Source organism: Mycobacterium sp. PS03-16 (genome assembly GCF_004570325.1).
Taxonomy (GTDB): Bacteria; Actinomycetota; Actinomycetes; order Mycobacteriales; family Mycobacteriaceae; genus Mycobacterium.
The window spans coordinates 87,508-107,721 of the sequence record NZ_SPQO01000014.1 but is presented as its reverse complement, the minus strand read 5'-3'; the positions used below and the strand labels follow the sequence as shown (position 1 = coordinate 107,721).

The 20,214-nt window shown below is 67.6% G+C and carries 23 protein-coding genes; 13 read left to right on the top strand and 10 right to left on the bottom strand.

The features are described 5' to 3' along the window. Window positions 1-6: 6 nt before the first annotated feature. Entirely contained in the window at window positions 7-522 is a 516-nt protein-coding gene (locus tag E4P42_RS14210; protein WP_245234020.1) for a hypothetical protein, read from the bottom strand. Between the two features lie 169 nt (window positions 523-691). Here E4P42_RS14210 and E4P42_RS14205 point away from each other — a divergent pair, with 169 nt between their 5' ends. The 4 genes from E4P42_RS14205 (at window position 692) to E4P42_RS14190 (ending at window position 3,030) form a co-directional block, all read left to right on the top strand. Then, window positions 692-1,024 carry a hypothetical protein gene (locus E4P42_RS14205; protein ID WP_135126742.1) on the top strand — a complete coding sequence of 111 codons (333 nt, stop codon included), beginning with the start codon at window positions 692-694 and terminating at the stop codon, window positions 1,022-1,024. Next, a complete protein-coding gene (locus E4P42_RS14200) occupies window positions 1,021-1,434 on the top strand; it encodes a hypothetical protein (protein ID WP_167759487.1) in 414 nt (137 codons plus the stop codon). The genes E4P42_RS14205 and E4P42_RS14200 overlap by 4 nt, the downstream gene beginning before the upstream one ends. Window positions 1,435-1,588: 154 nt before the next feature. After that, window positions 1,589-2,413 (top strand): hypothetical protein, encoded by an 825-nt coding sequence (locus tag E4P42_RS14195; protein ID WP_245234019.1) that lies wholly within the window; start codon window positions 1,589-1,591, stop codon window positions 2,411-2,413. A 29-nt stretch (window positions 2,414-2,442) separates the two neighbouring features. Continuing rightward, complete coding sequence (locus E4P42_RS14190; RefSeq protein ID WP_245234018.1) at window positions 2,443-3,030, top strand: twin-arginine translocation pathway signal; 588 nt, start codon at window positions 2,443-2,445, stop codon at window positions 3,028-3,030. A 19-nt stretch (window positions 3,031-3,049) separates the two neighbouring features. Here the strand turns inward: E4P42_RS14190 and E4P42_RS14185 are convergent, their stop codons facing one another. The 3 genes from E4P42_RS14185 to E4P42_RS14175 are packed head-to-tail and all read right to left on the bottom strand — an operon-like array spanning window position 3,050 to window position 5,785. Then, complete coding sequence (locus E4P42_RS14185; RefSeq protein ID WP_135126710.1) at window positions 3,050-3,625, bottom strand: PaaI family thioesterase; 576 nt, start codon at window positions 3,623-3,625, stop codon at window positions 3,050-3,052. 47 nt (window positions 3,626-3,672) lie between these two features. Continuing rightward, the gene (locus tag E4P42_RS14180; protein ID WP_135126709.1) at window positions 3,673-5,253 is read right to left on the bottom strand and encodes an FAD-binding protein; all 1,581 of its coding nucleotides are present in this window, start codon (window positions 5,251-5,253) and stop codon (window positions 3,673-3,675) included. Continuing rightward, window positions 5,246-5,785, bottom strand: coding sequence for a flavin reductase family protein (locus E4P42_RS14175; RefSeq protein ID WP_135126708.1), 540 nt, complete (start codon window positions 5,783-5,785; stop codon window positions 5,246-5,248). The genes E4P42_RS14180 and E4P42_RS14175 overlap by 8 nt, the downstream gene beginning before the upstream one ends. Window positions 5,786-5,937: 152 nt before the next feature. Here E4P42_RS14175 and E4P42_RS14170 point away from each other — a divergent pair, with 152 nt between their 5' ends. From E4P42_RS14170 to E4P42_RS14160, 3 genes are all read left to right on the top strand, one after another. Beyond that, complete coding sequence (locus tag E4P42_RS14170; RefSeq protein WP_371287034.1) at window positions 5,938-6,576, top strand: PadR family transcriptional regulator; 639 nt, start codon at window positions 5,938-5,940, stop codon at window positions 6,574-6,576. A 73-nt stretch (window positions 6,577-6,649) separates the two neighbouring features. Next, window positions 6,650-7,909 carry an NADH:flavin oxidoreductase gene (locus tag E4P42_RS14165; RefSeq protein WP_135126706.1) on the top strand — a complete coding sequence of 420 codons (1,260 nt, stop codon included), beginning with the start codon at window positions 6,650-6,652 and terminating at the stop codon, window positions 7,907-7,909. A gap of 83 nt (window positions 7,910-7,992) precedes the next feature. Beyond that, window positions 7,993-8,379, top strand: a complete 387-nt coding sequence (locus E4P42_RS14160) for a hypothetical protein (protein WP_371287037.1) — start codon at window positions 7,993-7,995, stop codon at window positions 8,377-8,379. A gap of 28 nt (window positions 8,380-8,407) precedes the next feature. On the opposite strand, the gene E4P42_RS14155 is transcribed toward E4P42_RS14160, so the two are convergent. Beyond that, window positions 8,408-10,120: a 3-ketosteroid-delta-1-dehydrogenase gene (locus E4P42_RS14155; protein WP_135126705.1), complete on the bottom strand. Its 1,713-nt coding sequence runs from the start codon at window positions 10,118-10,120 to the stop codon at window positions 8,408-8,410. Between the two features lie 108 nt (window positions 10,121-10,228). Between E4P42_RS14155 and E4P42_RS14150 the strand changes: the two genes are divergently transcribed. The 6 genes from E4P42_RS14150 (at window position 10,229) to E4P42_RS14125 (ending at window position 14,868) form a co-directional block, all read left to right on the top strand. Beyond that, complete coding sequence (locus E4P42_RS14150; protein WP_135126704.1) at window positions 10,229-11,122, top strand: SDR family oxidoreductase; 894 nt, start codon at window positions 10,229-10,231, stop codon at window positions 11,120-11,122. A 1-nt stretch (window position 11,123) separates the two neighbouring features. Next, on the top strand, window positions 11,124-11,975 hold the full coding sequence (locus E4P42_RS14145) for a TIGR03619 family F420-dependent LLM class oxidoreductase (protein WP_135126703.1): 852 nt from the start codon (window positions 11,124-11,126) through the stop codon (window positions 11,973-11,975). Between the two features lie 13 nt (window positions 11,976-11,988). Then, a complete protein-coding gene (locus E4P42_RS14140; RefSeq protein WP_135126702.1) occupies window positions 11,989-12,540 on the top strand; it encodes a nuclear transport factor 2 family protein in 552 nt (183 codons plus the stop codon). A gap of 79 nt (window positions 12,541-12,619) precedes the next feature. Further along, window positions 12,620-13,762 (top strand): Rieske 2Fe-2S domain-containing protein, encoded by a 1,143-nt coding sequence (locus tag E4P42_RS14135; RefSeq protein ID WP_135126701.1) that lies wholly within the window; start codon window positions 12,620-12,622, stop codon window positions 13,760-13,762. Then, window positions 13,759-14,046 (top strand): ferredoxin, encoded by a 288-nt coding sequence (locus E4P42_RS14130; protein ID WP_135126700.1) that lies wholly within the window; start codon window positions 13,759-13,761, stop codon window positions 14,044-14,046. Before E4P42_RS14135 ends, E4P42_RS14130 begins: the two co-directional genes overlap by 4 nt. 9 nt (window positions 14,047-14,055) lie before the next feature. Next, window positions 14,056-14,868: an SDR family NAD(P)-dependent oxidoreductase gene (locus E4P42_RS14125; protein WP_135126699.1), complete on the top strand. Its 813-nt coding sequence runs from the start codon at window positions 14,056-14,058 to the stop codon at window positions 14,866-14,868. On the opposite strand, the gene E4P42_RS14120 is transcribed toward E4P42_RS14125, so the two are convergent. The 5 genes from E4P42_RS14120 to E4P42_RS14100 form a co-directional block, all read right to left on the bottom strand. Beyond that, entirely contained in the window at window positions 14,869-15,651 is a 783-nt protein-coding gene (locus E4P42_RS14120; protein ID WP_135126698.1) for an SDR family NAD(P)-dependent oxidoreductase, read from the bottom strand. Window positions 15,652-15,654: 3 nt separating this feature from the next. Continuing rightward, window positions 15,655-16,731 carry a hypothetical protein gene (locus tag E4P42_RS14115; protein WP_135126697.1) on the bottom strand — a complete coding sequence of 359 codons (1,077 nt, stop codon included), beginning with the start codon at window positions 16,729-16,731 and terminating at the stop codon, window positions 15,655-15,657. Window positions 16,732-16,823: 92 nt separating this feature from the next. Continuing rightward, a complete protein-coding gene (locus tag E4P42_RS14110) occupies window positions 16,824-17,807 on the bottom strand; it encodes an alpha/beta hydrolase (RefSeq protein ID WP_135126696.1) in 984 nt (327 codons plus the stop codon). Then, a complete protein-coding gene (locus E4P42_RS14105; RefSeq protein WP_135126695.1) occupies window positions 17,804-19,414 on the bottom strand; it encodes an FAD-binding protein in 1,611 nt (536 codons plus the stop codon). The genes E4P42_RS14110 and E4P42_RS14105 overlap by 4 nt, the downstream gene beginning before the upstream one ends. A gap of 14 nt (window positions 19,415-19,428) precedes the next feature. Beyond that, on the bottom strand, window positions 19,429-20,214 hold the full coding sequence (locus E4P42_RS14100; RefSeq protein WP_135126694.1) for an SDR family oxidoreductase: 786 nt from the start codon (window positions 20,212-20,214) through the stop codon (window positions 19,429-19,431).

Sequence of the window (20,214 nt, the reverse complement as noted above, 5' to 3'; positions counted from 1 at the left end):
ACGCCTCTAGTCGCTCAGTTTCACCAATTTGAACGGCATCGTGATGAACAGCGGCTTGCTGATGCCGCATGCCCCGCTGGGGCCGGTGGTCTGGTCCTCGCCGACCAGCATGTCCGAGTCGGGGTCGGTCTGGCTGCCGTCCTCCACCGTCGGCACGAACCGGAACACCTGCAGTCCGTCTGCTGCCGTGCCGTCCGGACACGGCTCCCACCGCGGCACGGTGTGCTTGACGTACCAGATGCCGCCCTTCTGGTAGATCGGCGCCTCCCAGCCCTGATCGCTGACGACGGTGCCGGTGCAGTCGGTCGGGTAGCTGCACTGCGTGGTGATCGTCCAGGTGGCGCGCACGACGGCCTCGTCGCGGAAGACCTCGTTCTTCTTCGCCCATTCGCCGTTCGAGGTGGCGGAGTACGTGCCGTTGAGACCCCACTCGTCGTCGGCCGCCCATGCGAGCGCAGCCGGCGCGGCGGCCGCAGCGGCGACGACGGCTCCGGCGAGAGTCAACACGGGCACCAGACGCATGGCGGCTCCTTGGCTCGAAGAGTGTCCGACGGTAATCACCGGTGCGGGGTCCGTCGGGTCGACCGGCCACTGAGTGGGACGGTTCGGCCACCTCCCCGGGCGCGGGTGCCACAGTGCACCAGTGCGCACGCTGGCCATCGCCGTCACTGTCCTTGCGGCCGCAGCGGTGATGACGCCCGCTCGCGCGAGCGCCGAACCGCCGCCGTGTGACGAGCCGTCATGTGTGCCGGGCATCGCCGGACACGTCGTCCTCGGCGCGCCCTGTGCCAACCCCTCGCACTACGTGTTCGGCACCACCGACTGGGGCCGCCTGGTGTTCTGCGGGTCACCGCGGAGATATGCGCCGCGCTACTTCCGTTCCCCTCGGATGGAGGGGATCCGCGTGTTGGACACCAACTGCACGGGCTTCGAGAATTCGGTCGCCCAGGCACCGGACGGGTTGTTCCTGGCCTGCGTGTCGTCCAGCGGCGAGTCGCGCTGGGTGCGGGGTGACAACGCGTGAGTCGGCGCGTCACCGCCTCACTTCTGGCGGCGGGCACCGTCGTGGGCGCTGTCGTCGCGGCGCCCGCGGCCGCGCAGGGGCCGGTTGCGCACCACGTGCGCTACACCGTCACCGCCGACCAGCCGACGTCGGCCGACATCTACTACCGGGACATCGACCCGCCGAGCTGGGCGGACTACAGCCACAACCCGTACGTGTTCAGCCCCAAGGCCGAGGTCACGGTCGGCCCCGACCAGCCGTGGGTGCTCGACGTCATGCTGGTCGATCCGGCCCGCTGGGCGATGGTGACCGCCTCCAACGGCCGCGCAGCGGACCGGCCGAACTTTCGGTGCGAGCTGACCGTCGACGGCGTGGTGGTCGCCCAGAACGAGGGTCCCGGGGGCGCGCTGTGTTCACAGCGCTACTGGTGAGGTCCGGCCACCGCGTCGGGGATGACCGCTGAGCGGGACGACGGCAGAGGCCGCGGTGTGACGCCGATTACCGTGCGCGGGGGGCCCGACCGGGGGACATGGCGCGACGGTGGCGCGCAGGCCCACCAAGGCGGTTGATCGGAAGGAGGCCGTGGTGCCTCACAGCAGGAACACGTTGTTGACGCGCGGTGACGCACAGGACGACGGGACGCCAGACAGCGTCGAGCGGAAACGCGACGCCCTGGCGGCCAGGGCGCTGGCCGAGGAGGCCGAGGCGCAGGCCGCGGAGGCGCTGGCGGCGGCCGCGCAAGCCCGCGCCCGCGCGGCGCGACTGCGCGAACGAGCCGACGGCCTGACGACGCACGACGCCGTTGAAGCCGATGACGTCGCGGCCGACGAACCGACCGTCGGGGAGGCCGACGACGACGCCGACGAACCGGCCGGTGACGAGGAACGGCCGGAGGCAGTCGTTGCCGCCCGGCGGCGCTTCCCGCGTACCCGATGGGGCACGGTCGTGCTGACCCTGACGCTGCTGTGCACCGCCGCCTTCTCGGCGGCCGGCGCGTATGTGGTGTGGCAGCACCGTGAGGCCGTTGCGCACCAACAGCAGTCCGCCGAGTACGCCGCCGCGGCGCGCCAGATCGTCTTCACGCTGATGTCGATCGACGCCGCCAAGGCGAAGGACAACGTCGCGCAGATCCTGGACAACTCCACAGGTGAGTTCCACGACGAGTTCGCCGGTGCCGCGGAGGATTTCGTCAAGCTCGCCCAGGACGGCCAGGTGGTGACCGACGTCAATGTCAAGGCAGCCGCCGTCGAGAAGATGGCTGGAGACACCGCCGAGGTGCTCGTCACCGCCACATCGACGGTGACCAACGCGGCCGGTGCGGACAAGCAGCCGCGAATGTGGCGCTTGAGCGTGACAGTGGTTCGGGACGGCGACCGGCTCAAGATGTCGAAGATGGAGTTCGTGGCGTGAGCGACAGCGTGACGAAGGAGGACTCAGACGTGACGTCCGAAGCAAAGGCGCCTGTCGACGACGCCCGCGCCGAGAACACCGACGAGGCGCACGACGCGGCGCGACCCGCCGGCCCGCGGCGGGTCCGGTCGAAACTGCTGCGGTGGCGGGTCGTGGTTCCCGCACTGGCGCTGACGGCGTCCGCCACGGTGTTCGCCGTCCTGTACTTCACGCAGTACCGGGCCGATCAGCAGACCGGCGACGCCGCAGCAGCGTCGGCGGTACGGGCGGCCTCGGAGGCCACGGTGTCCCTGCTGTCGTACAAGCCCGACACTCTGCAGGCAGACCTGGCGGCCGCAAAGTCGCATCTGACCGGCGAGTTCCTCGACTATTACAGCAAGTTCAGCGACGAGATCCTCATGCCGGCAGCGCGCGACCGGGAAGTCATGACGTCGGCCTCCGTCGTCCGCGCGGCAGACGCCGAAATCCACGCGGACACGGCCAAGGTGCTGGTGTTCGTCAACCAGACGACGACGAGCCGGGAGCGCCCGGAGCCCGCGCAGAATGCCAGCAGCGTCATGGTCAGCTTGGCCAAAGTCGACGGCCGGTGGCTGATGTCGGCGTTCGATCCCATCTAGGTCGGTCCCCGAACTCCGGTCACTCGCCCGGCGTCGGCCGGATGAAGATGCCCTGGGCTTCCACGGTGGTGCGGCCACCGGTGAGCAGGCGCCCGCGGGCATAGGTCTTACGACCCTGCTCGTGCTCCACCCACGCCTCGGCGCGCAGGCGGCCGAGCGGGGTGGGGCGAAGGAAACGCATCTGCAGCGTGCCGGTGTAGGCAGGACGGCCTGCGCGGTGAGCGGTGGCGCCGAGCAGATGATCGAGCACCAATGCGCACACCCCGCCGTGCACGTGCCCTGCGGGTCCTTCGTATGCGGCGCCGAGGTGCACTTCGGTGCTGACCAATCCGGCTGCGTCGCGTTCGATCACCAGCGGGGGAGCGATCGCATTACGCCGCCCGATGGCCACGTTGCCCAACAGCCGCGGTTCGCCGTCGGATGTCCCACCGACACCGAACGAGCCGGACATCAGCTGCTCGCTGAGCAGATCGACGGCCGCTGCAACGTGCGCCTCGGCGGCCGCGATCGTGTCGTCGCCGACCTCGGTGCGGATCACCGCGTCGAGCAGGGTCCGCACCGACTGCGCCAGGCGCTCGTCCGCCGTGCGTGCCACCGCAGGGCCACCGCCGGGCGGATCGACCGCGGCCCGGACCCCCTCGGTCACTTCTTCCCCCGGCCCGCCATGTCCAGGGCGGCGAGATGGCTGAACACCATGGAGGCACCGATCGGGTTGCCGCCGCCCGGATACGTCGTCCCCGAGACCGCAGCCATGGTGTTACCGGCCGCGTAGAGACCGGGTATCGGCGCGCCCGTGTCGTCGAGCACCCGAGCTCGGCTGTCGGTGCGCAGGCCGCCCTTCGTGCCCAGATCCGACAGCCCGAAAGCGGCTGCGTGATAGGGCGGTCGGTCGATCGGCACCAGCGGTGAGCGGCCGCCGGAGAACGCGCGGTCGTAAGGCTCGTCCCCGCGGCCGTAATCAGCGTCGCGTCCGGCGGCGACCATCGCGTTGAAGCGGGCGACCGTGGCGGTGAGCGCTGCCGCGGGCACGCCGATCAGCTCGGCCAACCCGTCGAGGGTGTCCGCGCTGTGCCACAGGCCGGCCGCGCGGTACTGCGCCGGGTCGACCATCGACACATTGGTGGCCTTCACCGGAGGTACGTCACCCTCGCGGTTGTCGTAGACCATCCAGAAGGGTAGCCGCACCGACTCCGCGGCCATCTCGCTCAACACCGCTCGGCCGAGCCGGTCGTACGGCGCGGATTCGTTGACGAACCGCTCGCCGTCCTGGTTGACGAAGATGCCGCCGGTGAACCACAACGCGAACGCCGATCGGCCATCCGGATGGGTGAGGCCCGGAGACCACCAGGCCTGATCCATCAGGTCGGTGGCCGCTCCCAATCGGATCGCCGCCTGGTGCGCCGCACCGGTGTTGCCGCAGCACCCCATGCTGTCCTCGGCCCGTCCGGGCACGCCCCAGAACTGGCGCATGCGCGGGTTCTGCTCGAAGCCACCGGCCGACAACAAGACACCCCGGCGGGCCCGGATCCGGACGATCTCGCCGTCGCGGTCGACGGCGACGCCGGTGACCGCGCCATCCGAGCTGATCAGGTCTACCAACGGCGCATCACGGTAGAGGTGCGTTCGGGGGAAGGCGCCCAGGGCGGCAAGGAACCGGCCGATGAGGGCGCGGCCCCCGATGAGCAGCGACGGCGCGGGACTGCCGAGCCGGTCGGTGTCGAGGGGACCGCGGATCGTCTCCGCCAGGGCGCCCAGCTCGGCGGCCTCGAGTGGCGCCGGCACGATGTGACGTCGGCCATCGGCTCGTGCATCGGCAACCGACCCGTAGTAGTCCGGCCACGGCAGTTCGGCGAATTGGAAGTGCTCGTCGCGTTCGAGGTACTCGATGAGGTTCGGCCCACCGTACACATACGTCTGCTGCAGCTCGAACGGCGTGCGGTCTCCGACCACGGTGTGGAAGTAGTTCAGCGCGGCCTCGGGTGTGTCATCGAGTCCTGCCCGCTGCGCCACCGGATTGCACGGGAACCACATGCCTCCACCGCCGGAGTACGCGGTGGTTCCCCCGAACCTGTCCGTCGCCTCGACGAGGGCGACCGACATGCCTTCCCGCGCGGCCGTGTAGGCGCCCGCGACTCCGGCGCCGGACCCCACGACCACGACATCGACATCCAGGTCGGCGTCGAAGCCGCCCCGATCGTCGATGTCTGCGCTGCGCTCAGGCATCGCCGGCGCTCATCCTGTCGATGCCGCTCGCGAAGCCGCCGAAGTCGCCCCGGAAGAACAGCAACGGTTCCCGCTCCGGGTGGGCGCGCAGCGCCGTCACGCGGGCGACGACGATGGTGTGGTCACCGGCCTCGTGCTCGAACTCGATGTCGGCCTCGATCGAGGCGAGTGTCCCGGCGATGACGGGACTTCCGCCGGCCGCCGGAGCCCAATCGACGCCGGCGAACTTGTCCGAACCGCTCGTGGCGAAGCCAGCGCAAATGTCGCGCTGGTCCGCGGCCAGGACATTGACGCACACGGAGCCGGTCGCGCGAATCAATGGCCAACTGCTCGAGTTGTTCGAGGGACAGAATGAGATGTACGGCGGGTCGAGCGACACCGAGGTCACCGACTGGCAGGTGAAGCCCAGCGGTCGGTCACCGTCGTGTCCGGTGACCACGGCGACCCCGGTGCAGAAGTGACCGAGTACCCGCCGCATCATCGCGGGGTTGGGCGTGCGGTCTTCCGTCGCCGTCGAAACGCTCTCGCCCATTGTCGCCACCCTCCTGATCTGCCGGTCATCACACTGTCGAGCTCCGCGGACACCACAGCAAGGGGTGCTCCCGGTCAGCGGATCCGAGCAGCACAACATCGAGCACGTGTTGTTAGCCTGGAGAAATGTCCTCGCGCAGCGGCAGGTCGAGTGTGACCCCAACGGGTTGGGCGCTGCTCGGTGTGCTCTCCAACTCAGACGAGCTGTCGGGATACGACATCAAGAAGTGGACCGAATGGAGTCTTCGATTCCTCTACGGCAGTCCTGCCTACAGCCAGATCTACACCGAATTGAAGAAGCTGGAGGACGCGGGGCTGCTCACCTCGAGGGTCGCCGGCGACGGCGGCGCCCGCACCAAGCGGCTGTACAAGATCACCTCCGACGGCTCGGCGGCGCTGCGCGAATGGGCGGATGAATCGCCGGTCGACCCGCCTCAGCTCAAGCACAATCCCCTCTTGCGTGTCATCTTCGGTCACCTCACCAGTCCGCGCCGACTCAAAGAGATCATGCAGGAACACGTGGCCTTCGCCGATCGGATGCAACGGGAAGCCGCGGTCGAGGCGCGGTGGGCTGCTGAAGAACCCGCGTGGGCATTCGGCCGAGTAGCCCTGCAGTGGGCAGAGCGGTACTACGCAGCCGAACGCGAGTTGGCGTTGCGGGTGATCAAGGATCTCGACGAAGCGGAAGAGGCGGTCGCCAAGTCGTCCACCGAGACGGTCTGTGGCACGCCGCCGTTGATGCGCGAGCGGTGGTACGAGATCGAGCGCAGGGTCAAAGCCGAAGAGGGGTAGTAGCTCGGCACCGACCGTCCGGTGAGCGGAACACTTCCCCGCTCCCGCGTGCTCTCGACGGTAGGAACAAGCCATGCCGGCGCGCCCCTCGAGCGGACCCGATCCCTTCGCACCCGCCATGCTGGGCCCTGTCCGGCTCCGCAACCGCGTCATCAAGGCGGCGACATCAGAGGGGCGGTCACCGGACGGTCTGGTCACCGACGATCTCATCGACTTCCACAAGCGCTTCGCCGACGGGGGAGTCGGCATGACCACGGTCGCCTACTGCACCGTGGCGCCGGACGCCGCCAGTGCACCGGGACAGATCCTGATGAGTCCGAGGGCGATCCCGGGCCTGCGGAAGTTGGCCGACACCGTGCACGCGTCCGGGGCGGCCGTGGCCGCACAGCTCGGGCACGGCGGGGTCGTGGCTACGCGAAAGGTCAACCGCGTCACCCCGAAGGCGCCCAGCCGCTTCGTCAACCCCCAGTCGTTCGACTACTGCAGGCCCATCACCCGGGACGAGATCCGCGTGGTCGTCGATCAGTTCGGCGACGCCGCACAGGTGGCGGTCGACGCGGGGTTCGACGCGGTCGAGTTGCATCTGGGCCACCTGTATCTGCCCAGTTCGTTCCTCAGCCCACTGATGAATCGACGTAAGGACGAGTACGGCGGCAGCATCGAGAACCGTGCGCGCTTCGCGCGGCAGATCGCCCAGCGGGTTCGGGAAGTCGTCGGTGACCGCATCGGCGTGACGGCGAAGATCAGCATGGAGGACGGGATTCGCGGCGGCATCACGCTCGCCGAGTCGCTGCGTGTCGTGCAACTGCTCGATGTCGACCGGAATCTCGACGCCATCGAGTTGACGCAGGGCTCCTCGGTGTTCAAACCCATGTACCTGTTCCGCGGCGACACCCCAGTGGACGAGTTCGCTGCCGTGATGCCGCCGCCGATGAACCTCGGTGTCCGCGTGGTCGGCAAGTGGGCGTTGGGCACGTTCCCCTACGCGGACCTGTACATGCTTGAATCGGCCCGTCAGTTCGTGCCGGTGGTCGAACACACGCCGCTGATCCTGCTGGGTGGGGTCACCAACCGCGAGCACATGCTCATCGCGATGCGCGAAGGATTCGACTTCGTGGCGATGGGTCGCTCTCTGCTGAGGGAGCCGGAACTGATCAGTCGGCTCATGGCCGAACCGAACACCCGCAGCCTTTGCAACCACAACAACAAGTGCATGGTCACGGTTTTCGGTCGGACCCATTGCGTTCTGGACCCGAGTCAGCGGTACGGGCCGTCCGCCGAGACCTTCTCTCGCAGCGCCGATCCGGTCGGCGCTCCCACCGACATAGCGTAGGGGAGTACACCATGGTCGGTCACCGTCGCGCAGCCGTGAGAGCCGCACTGATCGGCGTCTCGATGGCGCTGGCCGGCGCGCTGATGCCCGCCGACGCCCAGGCCGAAACCCCGTACGGGAATTTCGAACTGAGGATCCAGGGCAGGTACGACTTCCACACCTGGCTGTGGGCCATCTCGAGGTGTCCCGGCGACTGCCTCGAGGTGCAGGCGATCCCGCAACCGATCGCGAAGGCGTTCGCCTATCGGGGCGATGCGAGGCTGATCGATGGCCGGTATACGTTGACCATCGACGTTCCGGACGGACTCCGTTGTGGCAACGTGTATTACGGTCCGGTGATCCCGACGCGCGACGTCTACTCCTGGGATCCAGGGACCCGGATGGGGACGCTCTCGTCGTCCTTTGCCACCGGCTGCGACGGTGCACCGGGCGGCACCTTCACCTATCCCTTTGCCCTGGTTCGGCTATAGCGGTCGGCGGGCTCTTCGAACCTGCCCGTCATCCGCGAGCCCGCGCAGCGTCGTGCGCAGCGATGTAGCCGTAAACCAGTCCTTGAGCGATCGTCGCGCCTGCGCCGGGGTACGTGGCTCCGAACGCGTTGGCGGCCGTGTTGCCGATCGCGTACAGGCCACCGATCGCCGTGCCGTCCTCCCGCAGCACCCGGGCGCGCTCGTCGGCGAGCAGGCCGCCGCAGGTGCCGAGGTCGCTGAGCACCATCTTGACGGCGTAGAACGGCCCACGGTCGAGCGCCCGCAGGTTCGGATTCGGCGTCACGGTGAGATCGCCGTAGTAGCGGTCGTAGGCGCTGCGACCGCGCTGGTAGTCCGAATCCTGCCCGGCGCGAGCCATCTCGTTGAACCGATCGACCGTGGCCGCGAACTGCGACTCGGGCACGCCCATCAGGCGGCCGAGTTCACCGAGGTCGTCGGCGCGGTGCGCGATGCCGGCGTCATACCAGGATTTCGGAATCGGCATCCGAGGGAAGAGCTCAGCCGCGAACACGTAGCCGTTGCGGTACTGCTGATCGAACACGATCCACATCGATTCGACGGGATTGCCTGCGCGATCGCGGTCGAGGACACGCTGTCCGAACGACATGTAGTCGGTGGCCTCGTTGACGAACCGGCTGCCCGTCTGGTCGACGATGAACGACCCTGGCAGCGATCGCTCGGCCAGCATCACCTTGGGATCGGCGCCCGGCAGCGCGGCCACCGCGGGGAACCACCAGGACTGGTCCATCGATTCGATCGCGGCGCCGAGATCCTGGGCGAGGCGAATGGCATCGCCGGTGTTGGACTCGGCGCCGAGGCTGACGTGTGCGCCGAGCCGCTCGGACTGGAACTTCCACCGCATGTCCATGCGGTGATCGAAGCCACCGGCCGCGAGCACGACGCCGCGGCGTGCCGTCACGGTGACCTCCTGCCCCCCGTGGTCGACGACGGCGGCGGTCACCTCGCCGTCGTCGTCGGTGATCAGGCGCTGCAGCGCTGTTCCGGTCCAGACCGGGATGCCGGCGCGTAGCACACCAGCGAAGAGACCGGCCGCCAGTCCCTGGCCGCCGGCGGCATACCGTCGGCCCAGCAGCAGGCCGCCGACGCCTTGTGCGAGCCTCTTGGCGATCAGCGGAAGACCTTTACTGGGCACTCGCGACATCAAGTTCAGCCAGCGGTAGTCGGCCCCGGTGGTCGGCATCGGGATCTTGACTTCCATGACCCCCGGACGCAGCCTCGACCGATATTCCCCGAGCACCGCAGTGTTGAGCGGTCGACATTCGCAGGTGCGGCCCGCAGCCGACCCGCCCGGCTGTTCGGGGTGGTAGTCGGAGTACTCGCGCGCCCAGAACAAGCGCATCGGTGTGGTGCGACGCAGCAGGTCGACGGTGGCGTCCACGTGCTCCAGGAACGCGGTGGACCGAGACCGCGGTGCGGTGCTGTCTACGACGGCGTCGAGGTAGGTCGCCGCCCGTTGCGGCGTGTCGCCACCACCGTCGCCGTTGATGATCTGGCTGGCGGGGAACCACAGCGCACCCCCGGACCGCGCCGTCGACCCGCCGACGAACTCCGACTTCTCGACGACGAGCACCGACATGCCTCGATCGTTGGCGGCCAGCGCCGCTCCGAGCCCGGTTCCCGAACCCACCACGAGCAGGTCGACGGTGATGTCTCCGACGGGAAGGCCGGCCGGGATGGTGCTCTGATACGCCGTGTTCACGGCCCGACGTTAAGCGGAACGAGCCGACTCGCACACCGTCTGTCCTGATGAGCGGAACAGCCGACCTAACGATGAGCGGTCCGGATGCATTGTCTCACTGAGTCGGACATGGCGCTCGACGCACCTCCACGCGACGTAGCGTCGGCAGTACCACGTATCGAAGAAGCGGAACGAACTGAAGGCGGTCAATCGGTGGCGGAGCGAACCAGAACGGATCTCGGGAAGTACGGCCCGTGGGCGGTGATCGCCGGAGGCTCTGAGGGCGTAGGCGCTGAATTCGCCGCAACGCTCGCCGAGGACGGGTTCGACCTGGTCCTCATCGCGCGCAAGCCCGGTCCGCTCGACATGACCGCCGAGCAGTGTCGCCGGCGCGGCGCCAATGTGCGCACTCTGGCTCTCGACCTGCTCGCCGTCGACGCCACCGACCGGGTGGTCGAGGCGACGGCCGACCTCGACGTCGGCCTGTTGATCTACAACGCGGGCGCCAGCACTTGCAACGAACCTTTCCTCGAGGCCGAGCTGACCGAGTTCAAGAAGGTCATCGATCTGAACATGACCAGGATGCTGGAGCTCACACAGCATTTCGGCCGGCGAATGGTTGCGCGATCCCGAGGCGGGATCCTGATGGTCGGATCGCTGTCCGGATACATGGGAGCTGTGCGTCACTCGGTCTACTCGGGGGTCAAGGCGTTCAGCAGAGTGTTCGCTGAAAGCATCTGGCTCGAACTGCGGGAGCACAACGTTGATGTGCTGGAACTGGTTCTCGGCGTGACTCGAACACCGGCCATGGAGAGGATCGGACTGAATTTCGACGCGCCGGGAATGATCGTCAACGATCCGGCTGAGGTGGCCCTGGAGGGCCTCGAACATCTCGGTGACGGACCGGTGCATGTCGCCGGTGGGAACGCAGCGCACGCTGCGCTCAACAGCGGACCCGATCGCGCGAACATCGTGCTCCGCTCGCACGAGGCGATTCAACGACTTACCGGGTCGCGGCACTAGTATGCGCCTCGGGCTCTCGACGCCCGTTGTTGTGCAGGTGCCCGGGGCGGCGTCGTCCTGGGAGGCTGCCGCCGGGCCCGACGACCTGGTGTCGGTCGCCGCGGCGGCCGACAAACTGGGCTTTGAGTTCCTCACCTGCTCTGAGCACGTGGCCGTCCCCGCCGATGCCGCCCCGGCACGGGGGGACGTCTATTGGGACCCGCTGTCCACTTTGAGCTTCATCGCGGCACACACCACTCGAATCAAACTCGCGACAGCGGTGCTGGTGCTGGGGTATCACCACCCACTGGAAATCGCCAAGCGGTACGGGACGCTCGATGTGCTCAGCGGTGGCCGACTGATCCTTGGTGTTGGGATCGGTTCCCTCGCAGAGGAATTCGACCTGCTTGGCGCGGCGTGGCAGCACCGCGCGGCGCGCGCCGATGATGCGATCCGCGCATTGCGCCTCTCCATGTCCCGTCCCGAACCGGAGTATCACGGGCCGTTCTACCGCTACAACGGGATGTCGGTCCGTCCGTATGCGCTGGCCGCCCGGGTTCCCATTTGGGTGGGCGGCAGGAGCATGCCGTCGTTGCGCCGAGCCGCGGATCTCGCCGACGGCTGGATGCCGTTCGGCATCCCTGCGATGAGGGTGCCGGAGATGCTGGCCGATGTCGAGGCGCCGGCAGGGTTCGAGATTGTCCTGCCGTCCGGCCCTCTTGATCCGGCCGCACAGCCGTCGGAGGTCCGTCAGCGGCTCGACCGGTTGCGGGCGTTCGGGGCTACCGTGGTGTCCTGCACCGTGACCGCACGGTCCGCCGCTCACTTCATCGAGCAACTCGAAGTTCTCCGCGAGATCGCCGACACCACGTGAGGAAGGGTGCGCGATGACAACCGTGCCGCAGGCAGACGACGACCGGATCGCCGCCCTCGAAGAACGGTTGTACCGGCTGGAGGCCGAGCGCGACATCCAGCGGCTGATCGCCAGCTATGGCCCGTGCGTGGACGCCGCGAACGCGGCAGGCGCCGCCGAACTCTGGTCGCAGGACGGCAGCTACGACGTCGAGGGCTGGCGCATGAACAGCCGCGACGACGTTCGCCAGATGGTGGATTCGGCGGGACATCGGGAACTGGTCGCGGGCGGCTGCTGCCACTTCCTCGGGCCGACGGTCGTGACCGTCGACGGCGACGACGCGGTCGCCCTCTGCGAGTCGCTGGTGTTGGTGCGCGCGTCCGAGGCCGACCCGCGGCGAGTGGATCGCGCCGCCTGGCGTAATGCGCCGTCGGAGTACGTGGTGTGGCGTGCGGCGGCCAACCACTTCCGGCTGCGGCGGGTTGACGGCCGCTGGCGGATCGCGGCGCGCACGAGCCGCCTGCTCAACGGCAATCACGAGGCCCATGCGCTGCTGACGGCAGGGATCGCCGGGAAATCTCCCTGACACGTCGTTCGCTGACAGGGTCTCCTGTTGAGTGGAACACCTCGCCGCTGGCAGGCGCCGCGCGCTGTAGAACAGCGGTATGACTGCGCATCAGGAATTCGAGCAGATTCGGCAGATCGAGGCCGAGGCGGCTCCAACGCGTTTTGCCCGTGGGTGGCACTGCCTGGGGTTGGTTCGTGATCTGGGCGACGGTCAGCCGCATTCGATCAACGCGTTCGGTCAGAAGTTGGTGGTGTTCCGCGGCGGTGATGGCCGGATCAACGTCCTGGATGCGTACTGCCGGCACATGGGTGGGGATCTGAGCCAGGGGCAGGTCAAAGGTGACGAGATCGCGTGTCCGTTCCATGACTGGCGCTGGGGTGGCGACGGTCGCTGCAAGCAGGTGCCCTACAGCAAGCGCGCGCCGCGCTTGGCGCGTACCGCGACCTGGACGACGCTCGAGCAGGACGGGATGTTGTTCGTGTGGAACGATCCGGAGCGCAAGGCGCCGCCGGAGGGTGTGACGATCCCGCGTATCGAGGGCGCCATTAGCGACGAGTGGACCGACTGGCATTGGTACTCCACGGTGGTCGACACCAATTGCCGCGAGGTGATCGACAACGTCGTGGACATGGCGCACTTCTTCTACATCCATGGATCGCTGCCCACGCACTTCAAGAACATCTTCGAAGGTCACGTGGCGATCCAGTACATGAACAGTGCCGGCCGCGGGGACATGCAGCCGTTGGAGGGGCCGAAGATGCTGGGGACCACCTCGGTGGCCGGGTACTACGGTCCGTCCTTCATGATCGACGACCTCACCTACCACTACGAGAACATCGACCATCGCACGGTGCTGATCAACTGCCACTATCCGATCGACGCGAATTCCTTCGTGCTCCAGTACGGCATCATCGTGAAGAAGTCCGAGGCGCTGACCGACGAGTTGGCCATGCAGACTGCGATCGGCCTCGGCGACTTCGTCAAGATGGGTTTCGAGCAAGACGTCGAGATCTGGAAGAACAAGGCTCGCATCGACAATCCGTTGCTTTGCGAGGAGGACGGGCCGGTGTACCAGCTGCGGCGCTGGTATGAGCAGTTCTACGTCGACGCCGCCGACGTCACCCCCGACATGGTGGACCGCTTCGAATACGAAATCGACACCACCCGCCCGCGCGAGGAGTGGATGAAGATCGTCGAGCAGAATCTGGCGGCGCGGGCGTCCGCCGGAAACACGACATGAGTATCCGTCCCGACAACCGGCTCGCCGACGCGCCGATGGTGCCGGTGTCCTGCCGCGCCTGCGGTGCCGACGTGCTGGCCCGCAAGAGCAGTTGGGAGCAGACCAGTGTGCAGTGGAGCGCCGAGGCGACCGAGACGTGTCCGCAGCGCCGCGAAGCCGAACGGCTCTCCGCGCACAGCAGGTCCGCACTGTTCTTGTCGTGCTCCGAGCTGACCGAGTCGATCCTGGACGCGGTGCGCAGGGGAGCATTGGGAATCGTCGACGAGACGCCGATAGCGCCCTAGCCTCACGGTGTGACTTCCCTTCCCGACCCACCCGTTGCCGTCGTGACCGGTGCCAGCCGCGGCGCGGGCCACGGCATCGCGCGGGCCCTGCTGACGTGCGGGTGGCGCGTGTACGTGACCGGCCGCACCGTGGTGGAGGCCGGCGGCGGTGCGATCGCGGTGCCGCTGGACCACCGTGACGATGCCGCGGTCGCCGCGCTGTTCGCCCGGGTGGAGCAGGAGGACGGTCGGCTCGATCTGCTGGTGAACAACGCCGCCGCGGTACACGACGCGGTCACTGGTCCGAAACCGTTCTGGGAGAAGCCGGTAGACCTGGCCGACATCCTCGACGTCGGTTTGCGATCGGCCTATGTCGCGTCGTGGCACGCCGCGCCACTGCTGCTTCAGAGCAGCGCGGGGCTCGTCGTGTTCACCTCGTCGCCCGGGGCCGTCTGCTACATGCACGGCCCGGCCTACGGAGCCCAGAAGGCCGGGATCGACAAGATGGCGGCCGACATGGCGGTCGACTTCCGCGACACCGCGGTCCACACCGCGTCCCTGTGGATGGGCATCCTGCTGACGGACAAGCTGCGGCGGGCGTTCGACGGCAATCCGCGGGGCCTGCACGAGATGGCACAGCATGCGGAGACCCCGGAATTCAGCGGCCGTGTCATCGATGCGCTCTATCGCGACCCCGACCGTGCGAGGATCAGCGGCCATGCCCTCATCGGCGCCGAGTTGGCGCAGCGTTACGGCATCACCGACGAGGACGGCCGGATTCCACCGTCGCACCGCGAGATGCTCGGGGCGCCGCGGATACCGAGCCAGGTGATCGTGCGCTGATCAGGCGTGCGCGCCGCCGTCGATGCGGATCTCCGTACCCGTGATGAATGCGCCGTCGTCGCTGGCCACCATCGCGATCACCGACGCCACCTTGGCCGGCTCGCCCAGCACGCCGCCGTCGGGCTGCGGCAGGATCGGCGTCTGCTTGGCCCACAGACCGAGGTCATAACCTTCCGGCATCTTGTCGAGCGTGCTCAGCGCCAGCGCGGTCGACACCCCACCCGGCTGGATGTTCACCACCCGCAGACCCTGTTTGGCGTATTCCAATGCGAGGCAATGGGTGAACGCCAGGATGCCGCCCTTGCTCGCCGCGTACGCCGACATGTAAGGGTGCGCGAACGATGCCGAAGTCGACGTGAAGTTCACCACGACGCCACGCCCCGATTCGCACAGCGCCGGCAGCGCTGACCGCACCATCAGGAACGTGCCGGTGAGGTTGACCGCCAACGTCGCGTTCCAATCCGCCAGCGTGTGTTCGTGCGTGTGCGCACACCGCTGGATGGCGGCGGCGTTGATCAGCACATCCAGTCCGCCGAGCTCGCTGACCGCCTGTCCGACAGCGGCATTCACCGCATCCTCGTCGGAGACATCGAGGACGGCGGTGGTGAGCCGCTTGGCCGTACCCGCTTCCTCGGCAGCCGCATATGTCGCCGCCAGCCCGTCGGCGGAGACGTCATAGGCGACGACGGTGCCGCCCTCGTGGAGCAGACGCGCCACGGTGGCCTGTCCAATGCCGGAGCCGGCGCCTGTGACCAGCACCCGGCGATCGCTGAATCGATCCATGACTCAGGCCATCTGGAACGCCGAGAGCGGCGCTTCGTCGGGGTAGGTGGCGGGGCCACCGAGGTCGTAGGCGGCGTTGAGGGTGCGGATGAACTCCGGATCGTGCAGCGGATTGTCCGGCATGGCGAGTTTTATGCCCTGGGCGTTGACGTCTTTGACCATCGTGTCGATGGCCTGCTCGATCGTCAGGTCGTCGGAGTGGTCCATGTTCTTCTTGAGCTCGTCGTAGTCGGCGAACACCTCCGCCGACCAGTGCACCAGGAAGCGCAATTCGTCGGTGTGGTGGCGAGCCACGACGTCGTCACCGTTCTTGAGTAGCCAGTGGTCGCGCGAGGCGGGGTCACCGGTGAAGACGGTGTCGAACGCCAGGCCCTTGGGAGTCTGCTGTTCGATCGGGCCGTTGGCCTCGCCGCGGTGCACCATCATCTCGTTCTGGACGACGACGCCGCGGTTGTTCACCGGCGGCAGCAGGCGCTGCGGCTCCTTGAGCGGGCCGTCGGGCCAGTAGGTGAATCCACTGTTTTCGTCGAGGGAGAACCACGTGATGACCTGAGCCATCTTGATCAGATAGTCCTGAAACAGACCCGACTTGCCCATGACACTGGTCAACCAGGTCGGCGCGTTCTCGTGGCGTACACCGCGGAAGCTGGGGGAGTCAAGGTGGCCCGGGTCGCGGTTGGCGCACGGGCCGTTGATGTTGAACAGCATCAGTTCCGGCTTGGCGTACTTGGCGTTCCAGTAGCTCTTGGCGTGGTTGAGGAACGTCTCGTTGTAGAAGACGTCGTGCAACTCGGGATACAGCACCGCGCCGTAGTTCGCCAGATAGCCCCGGAACGTCGGCGTCAGGAACAGGTCGAGCGACGGCTCGAAGCCCTCGGGGAACGCGCCGCTCATGGTGGCCATGAGCTCGTCGGCCGACGCGAAGTGCTGGGCGATGATGAGCTTCCACGGACCCTCGTTGCGCACCACGTCGAGCAGGCGCTCCCGTTGATCGTCGGCGTAGACGTTGTCGATTTCTTTCGGGGGTGACGCGGGGCGGAGCACATCGGACAGTTCCATGCGCCGATCGTCAGTCAGCATCGGGTCTCCTCTTGTTCCATCGGGCTCTCGGCAGCGCCGTCGATACGCCAATCTTGGGGTGGTGGAGGCCGTGGGGGACCCCACCTGTCCGGTCATCGGGAGGTGAATGCCCGCTCAGCCGGCCGGGCATGGACGAACTTCGCGGCCAGCAGCGCGCCGATCTCGGCGATCGCCAATCGGCCCCTGGCGGTGGCATCCGATCGCATCAAGAAGCCGTGATACGCACCGGGATACCGGGTGAGCGTGGTCTGCACACTCGCGTCGCGCAGTCGGTTCGCGTACCGCTCGCCCCAGTCCCGGATCGGGTCGCAGGCGGCCGTGACGACTACGGCCTGTGGTAGTCCGGTGAGATTCGCGGCGAGCGCGGGAAACCGGTACGGGTCAGGCGGAGTGGTCACTCCACGGTCCGCCAACTCGTGCATGTAGTCGATGTCCGCACGGGTGAGCATCGGCGCATCGGGCATGCTCAAGATTGACTCGCACGTCATGTCGCGGTCCAATCCCGGGTACAACAGCACCTGGCACAGGATCGACGGCCCGCCGCGGTCGCGGGCTGCCAGTGCCACCGCCGCCGCGAGCGAGCCGCCCGCGCTGTCTCCGACGACGGCGACTCGGTCGGCGTCGACACCGAGCGACTCCGCATGAGCGGCGACGTGGGTGGTGGCTGCGTAGGCGTCGTCGAACTGCGCCGGCGCCGGCGCCTCCGGGGCCAGCCGGTAGTCGACCGACACCACCGTGGCTCCGCTGACCGCGGCCAGTGCCCGGGCGAGCGGTTCGAATGAGTGGTTCGACCCGAGCACCATTCCGCCGCCGTGGAAGTAGACCAGGACCGGACCACCCACCGTCTCCGTCGGCCGGTAGATCCGCAGCGGAATGGGCTGGTCCGGGCCGGGTACGAGCCGGTCCTCGATCTCTGCCATCACCGGCATCGCCTCGGGATGCGGCGCTGACTCGATGCTCCGCCGCACCTCGTCGAGGCCACGCTCGCGCATCGGGGGAATCACGCCGAACGCCGCCACGCGCGCGGCGGCGTCGGGATCCAGATGGTAGGCGGCCGCCCCATCAGCCGACGTCATCGAACTCCCGGCGCCCGGTTGTATGTGGCTGCGGCATGAGCACCTGCGCGTCGGCCACTGAAGATGCAGTCCGCGATGGACAGTCCGCTGACGTAACTGTTGGAGCAGATTCCCACCGCATTGCGTCCCGCGGCGTACAAGCCCGGCACCGTGCCACCGGTGCGGCGCTTCACTGCGCCGGTCGCTTCGTCGATCACCAAGCCGCCGAGGGTCAACCCGGGGATCGGGTAGAACATCGAGGAGTCGGCCGAGATGTCGATCGAGTAGAACGGCGGGGTGGTCAGCGGCGGACTGAGATCGGGTTCCTTATGGGCAGGATCGCCTGCGCCGCTGTGAATACCAGCGTTGTACGCGTCGACGGTGCGACGTAAACCAGCGGGGTCGATGCCGTTCCGGGCGGCTATGCCCTCGATCGAGTCGGCCTTCTTGTGCCCGACGGTGAACAGATAGATCAGCTGTATCCGCTGAAACAGTTGCGTCTGCGTTCGGATCTGGTGCTTCACTTTCCGCCACGTCGGTGCGTCATAGATCGCCCACCCCGTACCGCCGAATTCCCGCATCATCACGTTGCCGTGAGTGGCGCCGTACAGGTCCTCGTTGATGATGCGCCGTCCGTCCCGACCCACGGTGACGCCCTCGAGGAAGGCGCTCGGCGGCGCGAGGAACCGCCATGCGGTGACGTTGCCCATCTTGTCGGTGATCCCGCCGGCCTCCACGCCCAGCCTGATGCCCGCGCCGTCGTCACCGGCCGTGCCCAGCGGTGAGATCTTCTTGAACTGAGGCGCGTGTCGCGCCACCCAGTCCCGGTTGAAGATGAAGCCACCGGCCGCGAGGATCACCGACCGCGCGTAAGCCTCGCCGTCGACGGCACCGGCATCCCACAGCCGATCAGCGCGGGCCACCGCGCCCTTGACCATCCCAGGCTGCCAGTTCCCGATCTTGCCGGTGAGTTTCGTCAGCACCCGGTGGCGGCGCGCATTCGGGTGATCGGAGTTCATCGCGCGGTAGCGCACCCCGGTGACGCGTCCGTCGGCGTTGGTGATGAGCTCATCCACGCGGGCAAGCGGGAGGATGTCGACCCCTTTGGCTCTCGCCGCGGAGGCCAGATGCTCGAACAGCACCCTTCCCGAACTCATGCCGGGAGCCAGCACGCGGTGCCCGCGGGGCACCGGCCGGGCACGCTGCGCATAGGGGTACGCCTTCTCGTTGCCCGAGAAGTACAGGTAGTAGTCGTCTGTCGGGTACGACGTCTTGTATGACGACACCTCGCCGCCGCGGAACTCGACGCCTTGAGCCTTCAGCCAGCGGATCATGGACGGGCTCTGCTCGCAGAAGCGCTGGAGGGTCTCGTCGGAAACGGCATCGCCCACCTCCTGCCTCAGGTAGGCGTGCATGTCCTCGGCGCTGTCGTCGTATCCGCCGGCCCGTTGTTCGTCGGTACCGGCGCCGGCATAGATGATGCCTCCCGACAGCGCCGTCGCCCCACCGCCGTACGCCCGGTCGAGCACGAGCACCCGTGCGCCGCGGTCCGCGGCTTCGATCGCCGCGGCAGCGCCCGCGGCGCCGAACCCGACCACGATGACGTCATACTCGTCGTGCGTTGGCATGCCCACTCCTGGCCTCAGAGGACCGATTTGATTTGCTTGGCCACGAAGCGGGTGGCGCGTTGGGGAGAGATGCGTGCCAGCGCGTCGAGCACGTGCGCATCCGTGCCGATGAGCATCCGGAAGCAATCGTTCGCTATGCCGTCGACGATTTTCCTGCCGGCAACTTCGGGCGGCGTGGAGCGAACCTTCCTGTCGCCGGCGTCGAGCATCGCAACGCCGGAGTTCCCGGTCAGATTGGTAGCGATGTTGCCGGGAAACACTGTCATCACATGGACATTGGTGTCGCAAAGTTCCGCGTACAACCCTTCGCTGAATTGTTTGACAGCGCCCTTGCTGGCGCTGTAAAGGGTCTGGCTGGCGAACGGTAGCAGCGCGGAGAGGCTGGACATGTTGGTCAAGTTGGCCTCGGGACGCGCCAGCAGCGTGGGCAGGAATGCGCGGCACATACTCACTGTGCCAATGAAATTCACGGCGATGATACGATCCGTGTCCGCCGCGGACAGCTCGGTGAACGGCGCGAAGCGATGGATGATGCCGGCGATGTTCACCAGTCCATCGATCTGTCCATGGACGTCCAGCAACTGGTCCGGCAACGCGGCGACCGCCTCGAGGTCGGTAACGTTCAGGACATGCGTGGACAAGGGCGCGCTACCCGCTAGTTCGGCCGTACGCGACAGGCCGGCCTCGTCCAGGTCGGCTGCGGCCACTGCGGCTCCGCGTCTGGCCAACTCGAGCGCCACCTGCCGGCCCATCCCGTTTCCGGCGCCGGTGACGACGAAGACCTTGTCGGCGATGTGCAC

Coding starts and splice junctions, on each gene's coding strand:
- E4P42_RS14210 (WP_245234020.1), bottom strand. CDS start 522: ATGCGTCTGGTGCCCGTGTTGACTCTCGCCGGAGCCGTCGTCGCCGCT.
- E4P42_RS14205 (WP_135126742.1), top strand. CDS start 692: ATGACGCCCGCTCGCGCGAGCGCCGAACCGCCGCCGTGTGACGAGCCG.
- E4P42_RS14180 (WP_135126709.1), bottom strand. CDS start 5,253: ATGCCTGAGCGCAGCGCAGACATCGACGATCGGGGCGGCTTCGACGCC.
- E4P42_RS14175 (WP_135126708.1), bottom strand. CDS start 5,785: ATGGGCGAGAGCGTTTCGACGGCGACGGAAGACCGCACGCCCAACCCC.
- E4P42_RS14165 (WP_135126706.1), top strand. CDS start 6,650: ATGCCGGCGCGCCCCTCGAGCGGACCCGATCCCTTCGCACCCGCCATG.
- E4P42_RS14160 (WP_371287037.1), top strand. CDS start 7,993: ATGCCCGCCGACGCCCAGGCCGAAACCCCGTACGGGAATTTCGAACTG.
- E4P42_RS14150 (WP_135126704.1), top strand. CDS start 10,229: ATGGCGCTCGACGCACCTCCACGCGACGTAGCGTCGGCAGTACCACGT.
- E4P42_RS14145 (WP_135126703.1), top strand. CDS start 11,124: ATGCGCCTCGGGCTCTCGACGCCCGTTGTTGTGCAGGTGCCCGGGGCG.
- E4P42_RS14140 (WP_135126702.1), top strand. CDS start 11,989: ATGACAACCGTGCCGCAGGCAGACGACGACCGGATCGCCGCCCTCGAA.
- E4P42_RS14135 (WP_135126701.1), top strand. CDS start 12,620: ATGACTGCGCATCAGGAATTCGAGCAGATTCGGCAGATCGAGGCCGAG.
- E4P42_RS14130 (WP_135126700.1), top strand. CDS start 13,759: ATGAGTATCCGTCCCGACAACCGGCTCGCCGACGCGCCGATGGTGCCG.
- E4P42_RS14120 (WP_135126698.1), bottom strand. CDS start 15,651: ATGGATCGATTCAGCGATCGCCGGGTGCTGGTCACAGGCGCCGGCTCC.
- E4P42_RS14115 (WP_135126697.1), bottom strand. CDS start 16,731: ATGCTGACTGACGATCGGCGCATGGAACTGTCCGATGTGCTCCGCCCC.
- E4P42_RS14110 (WP_135126696.1), bottom strand. CDS start 17,807: ATGACGTCGGCTGATGGGGCGGCCGCCTACCATCTGGATCCCGACGCC.
- E4P42_RS14105 (WP_135126695.1), bottom strand. CDS start 19,414: ATGCCAACGCACGACGAGTATGACGTCATCGTGGTCGGGTTCGGCGCC.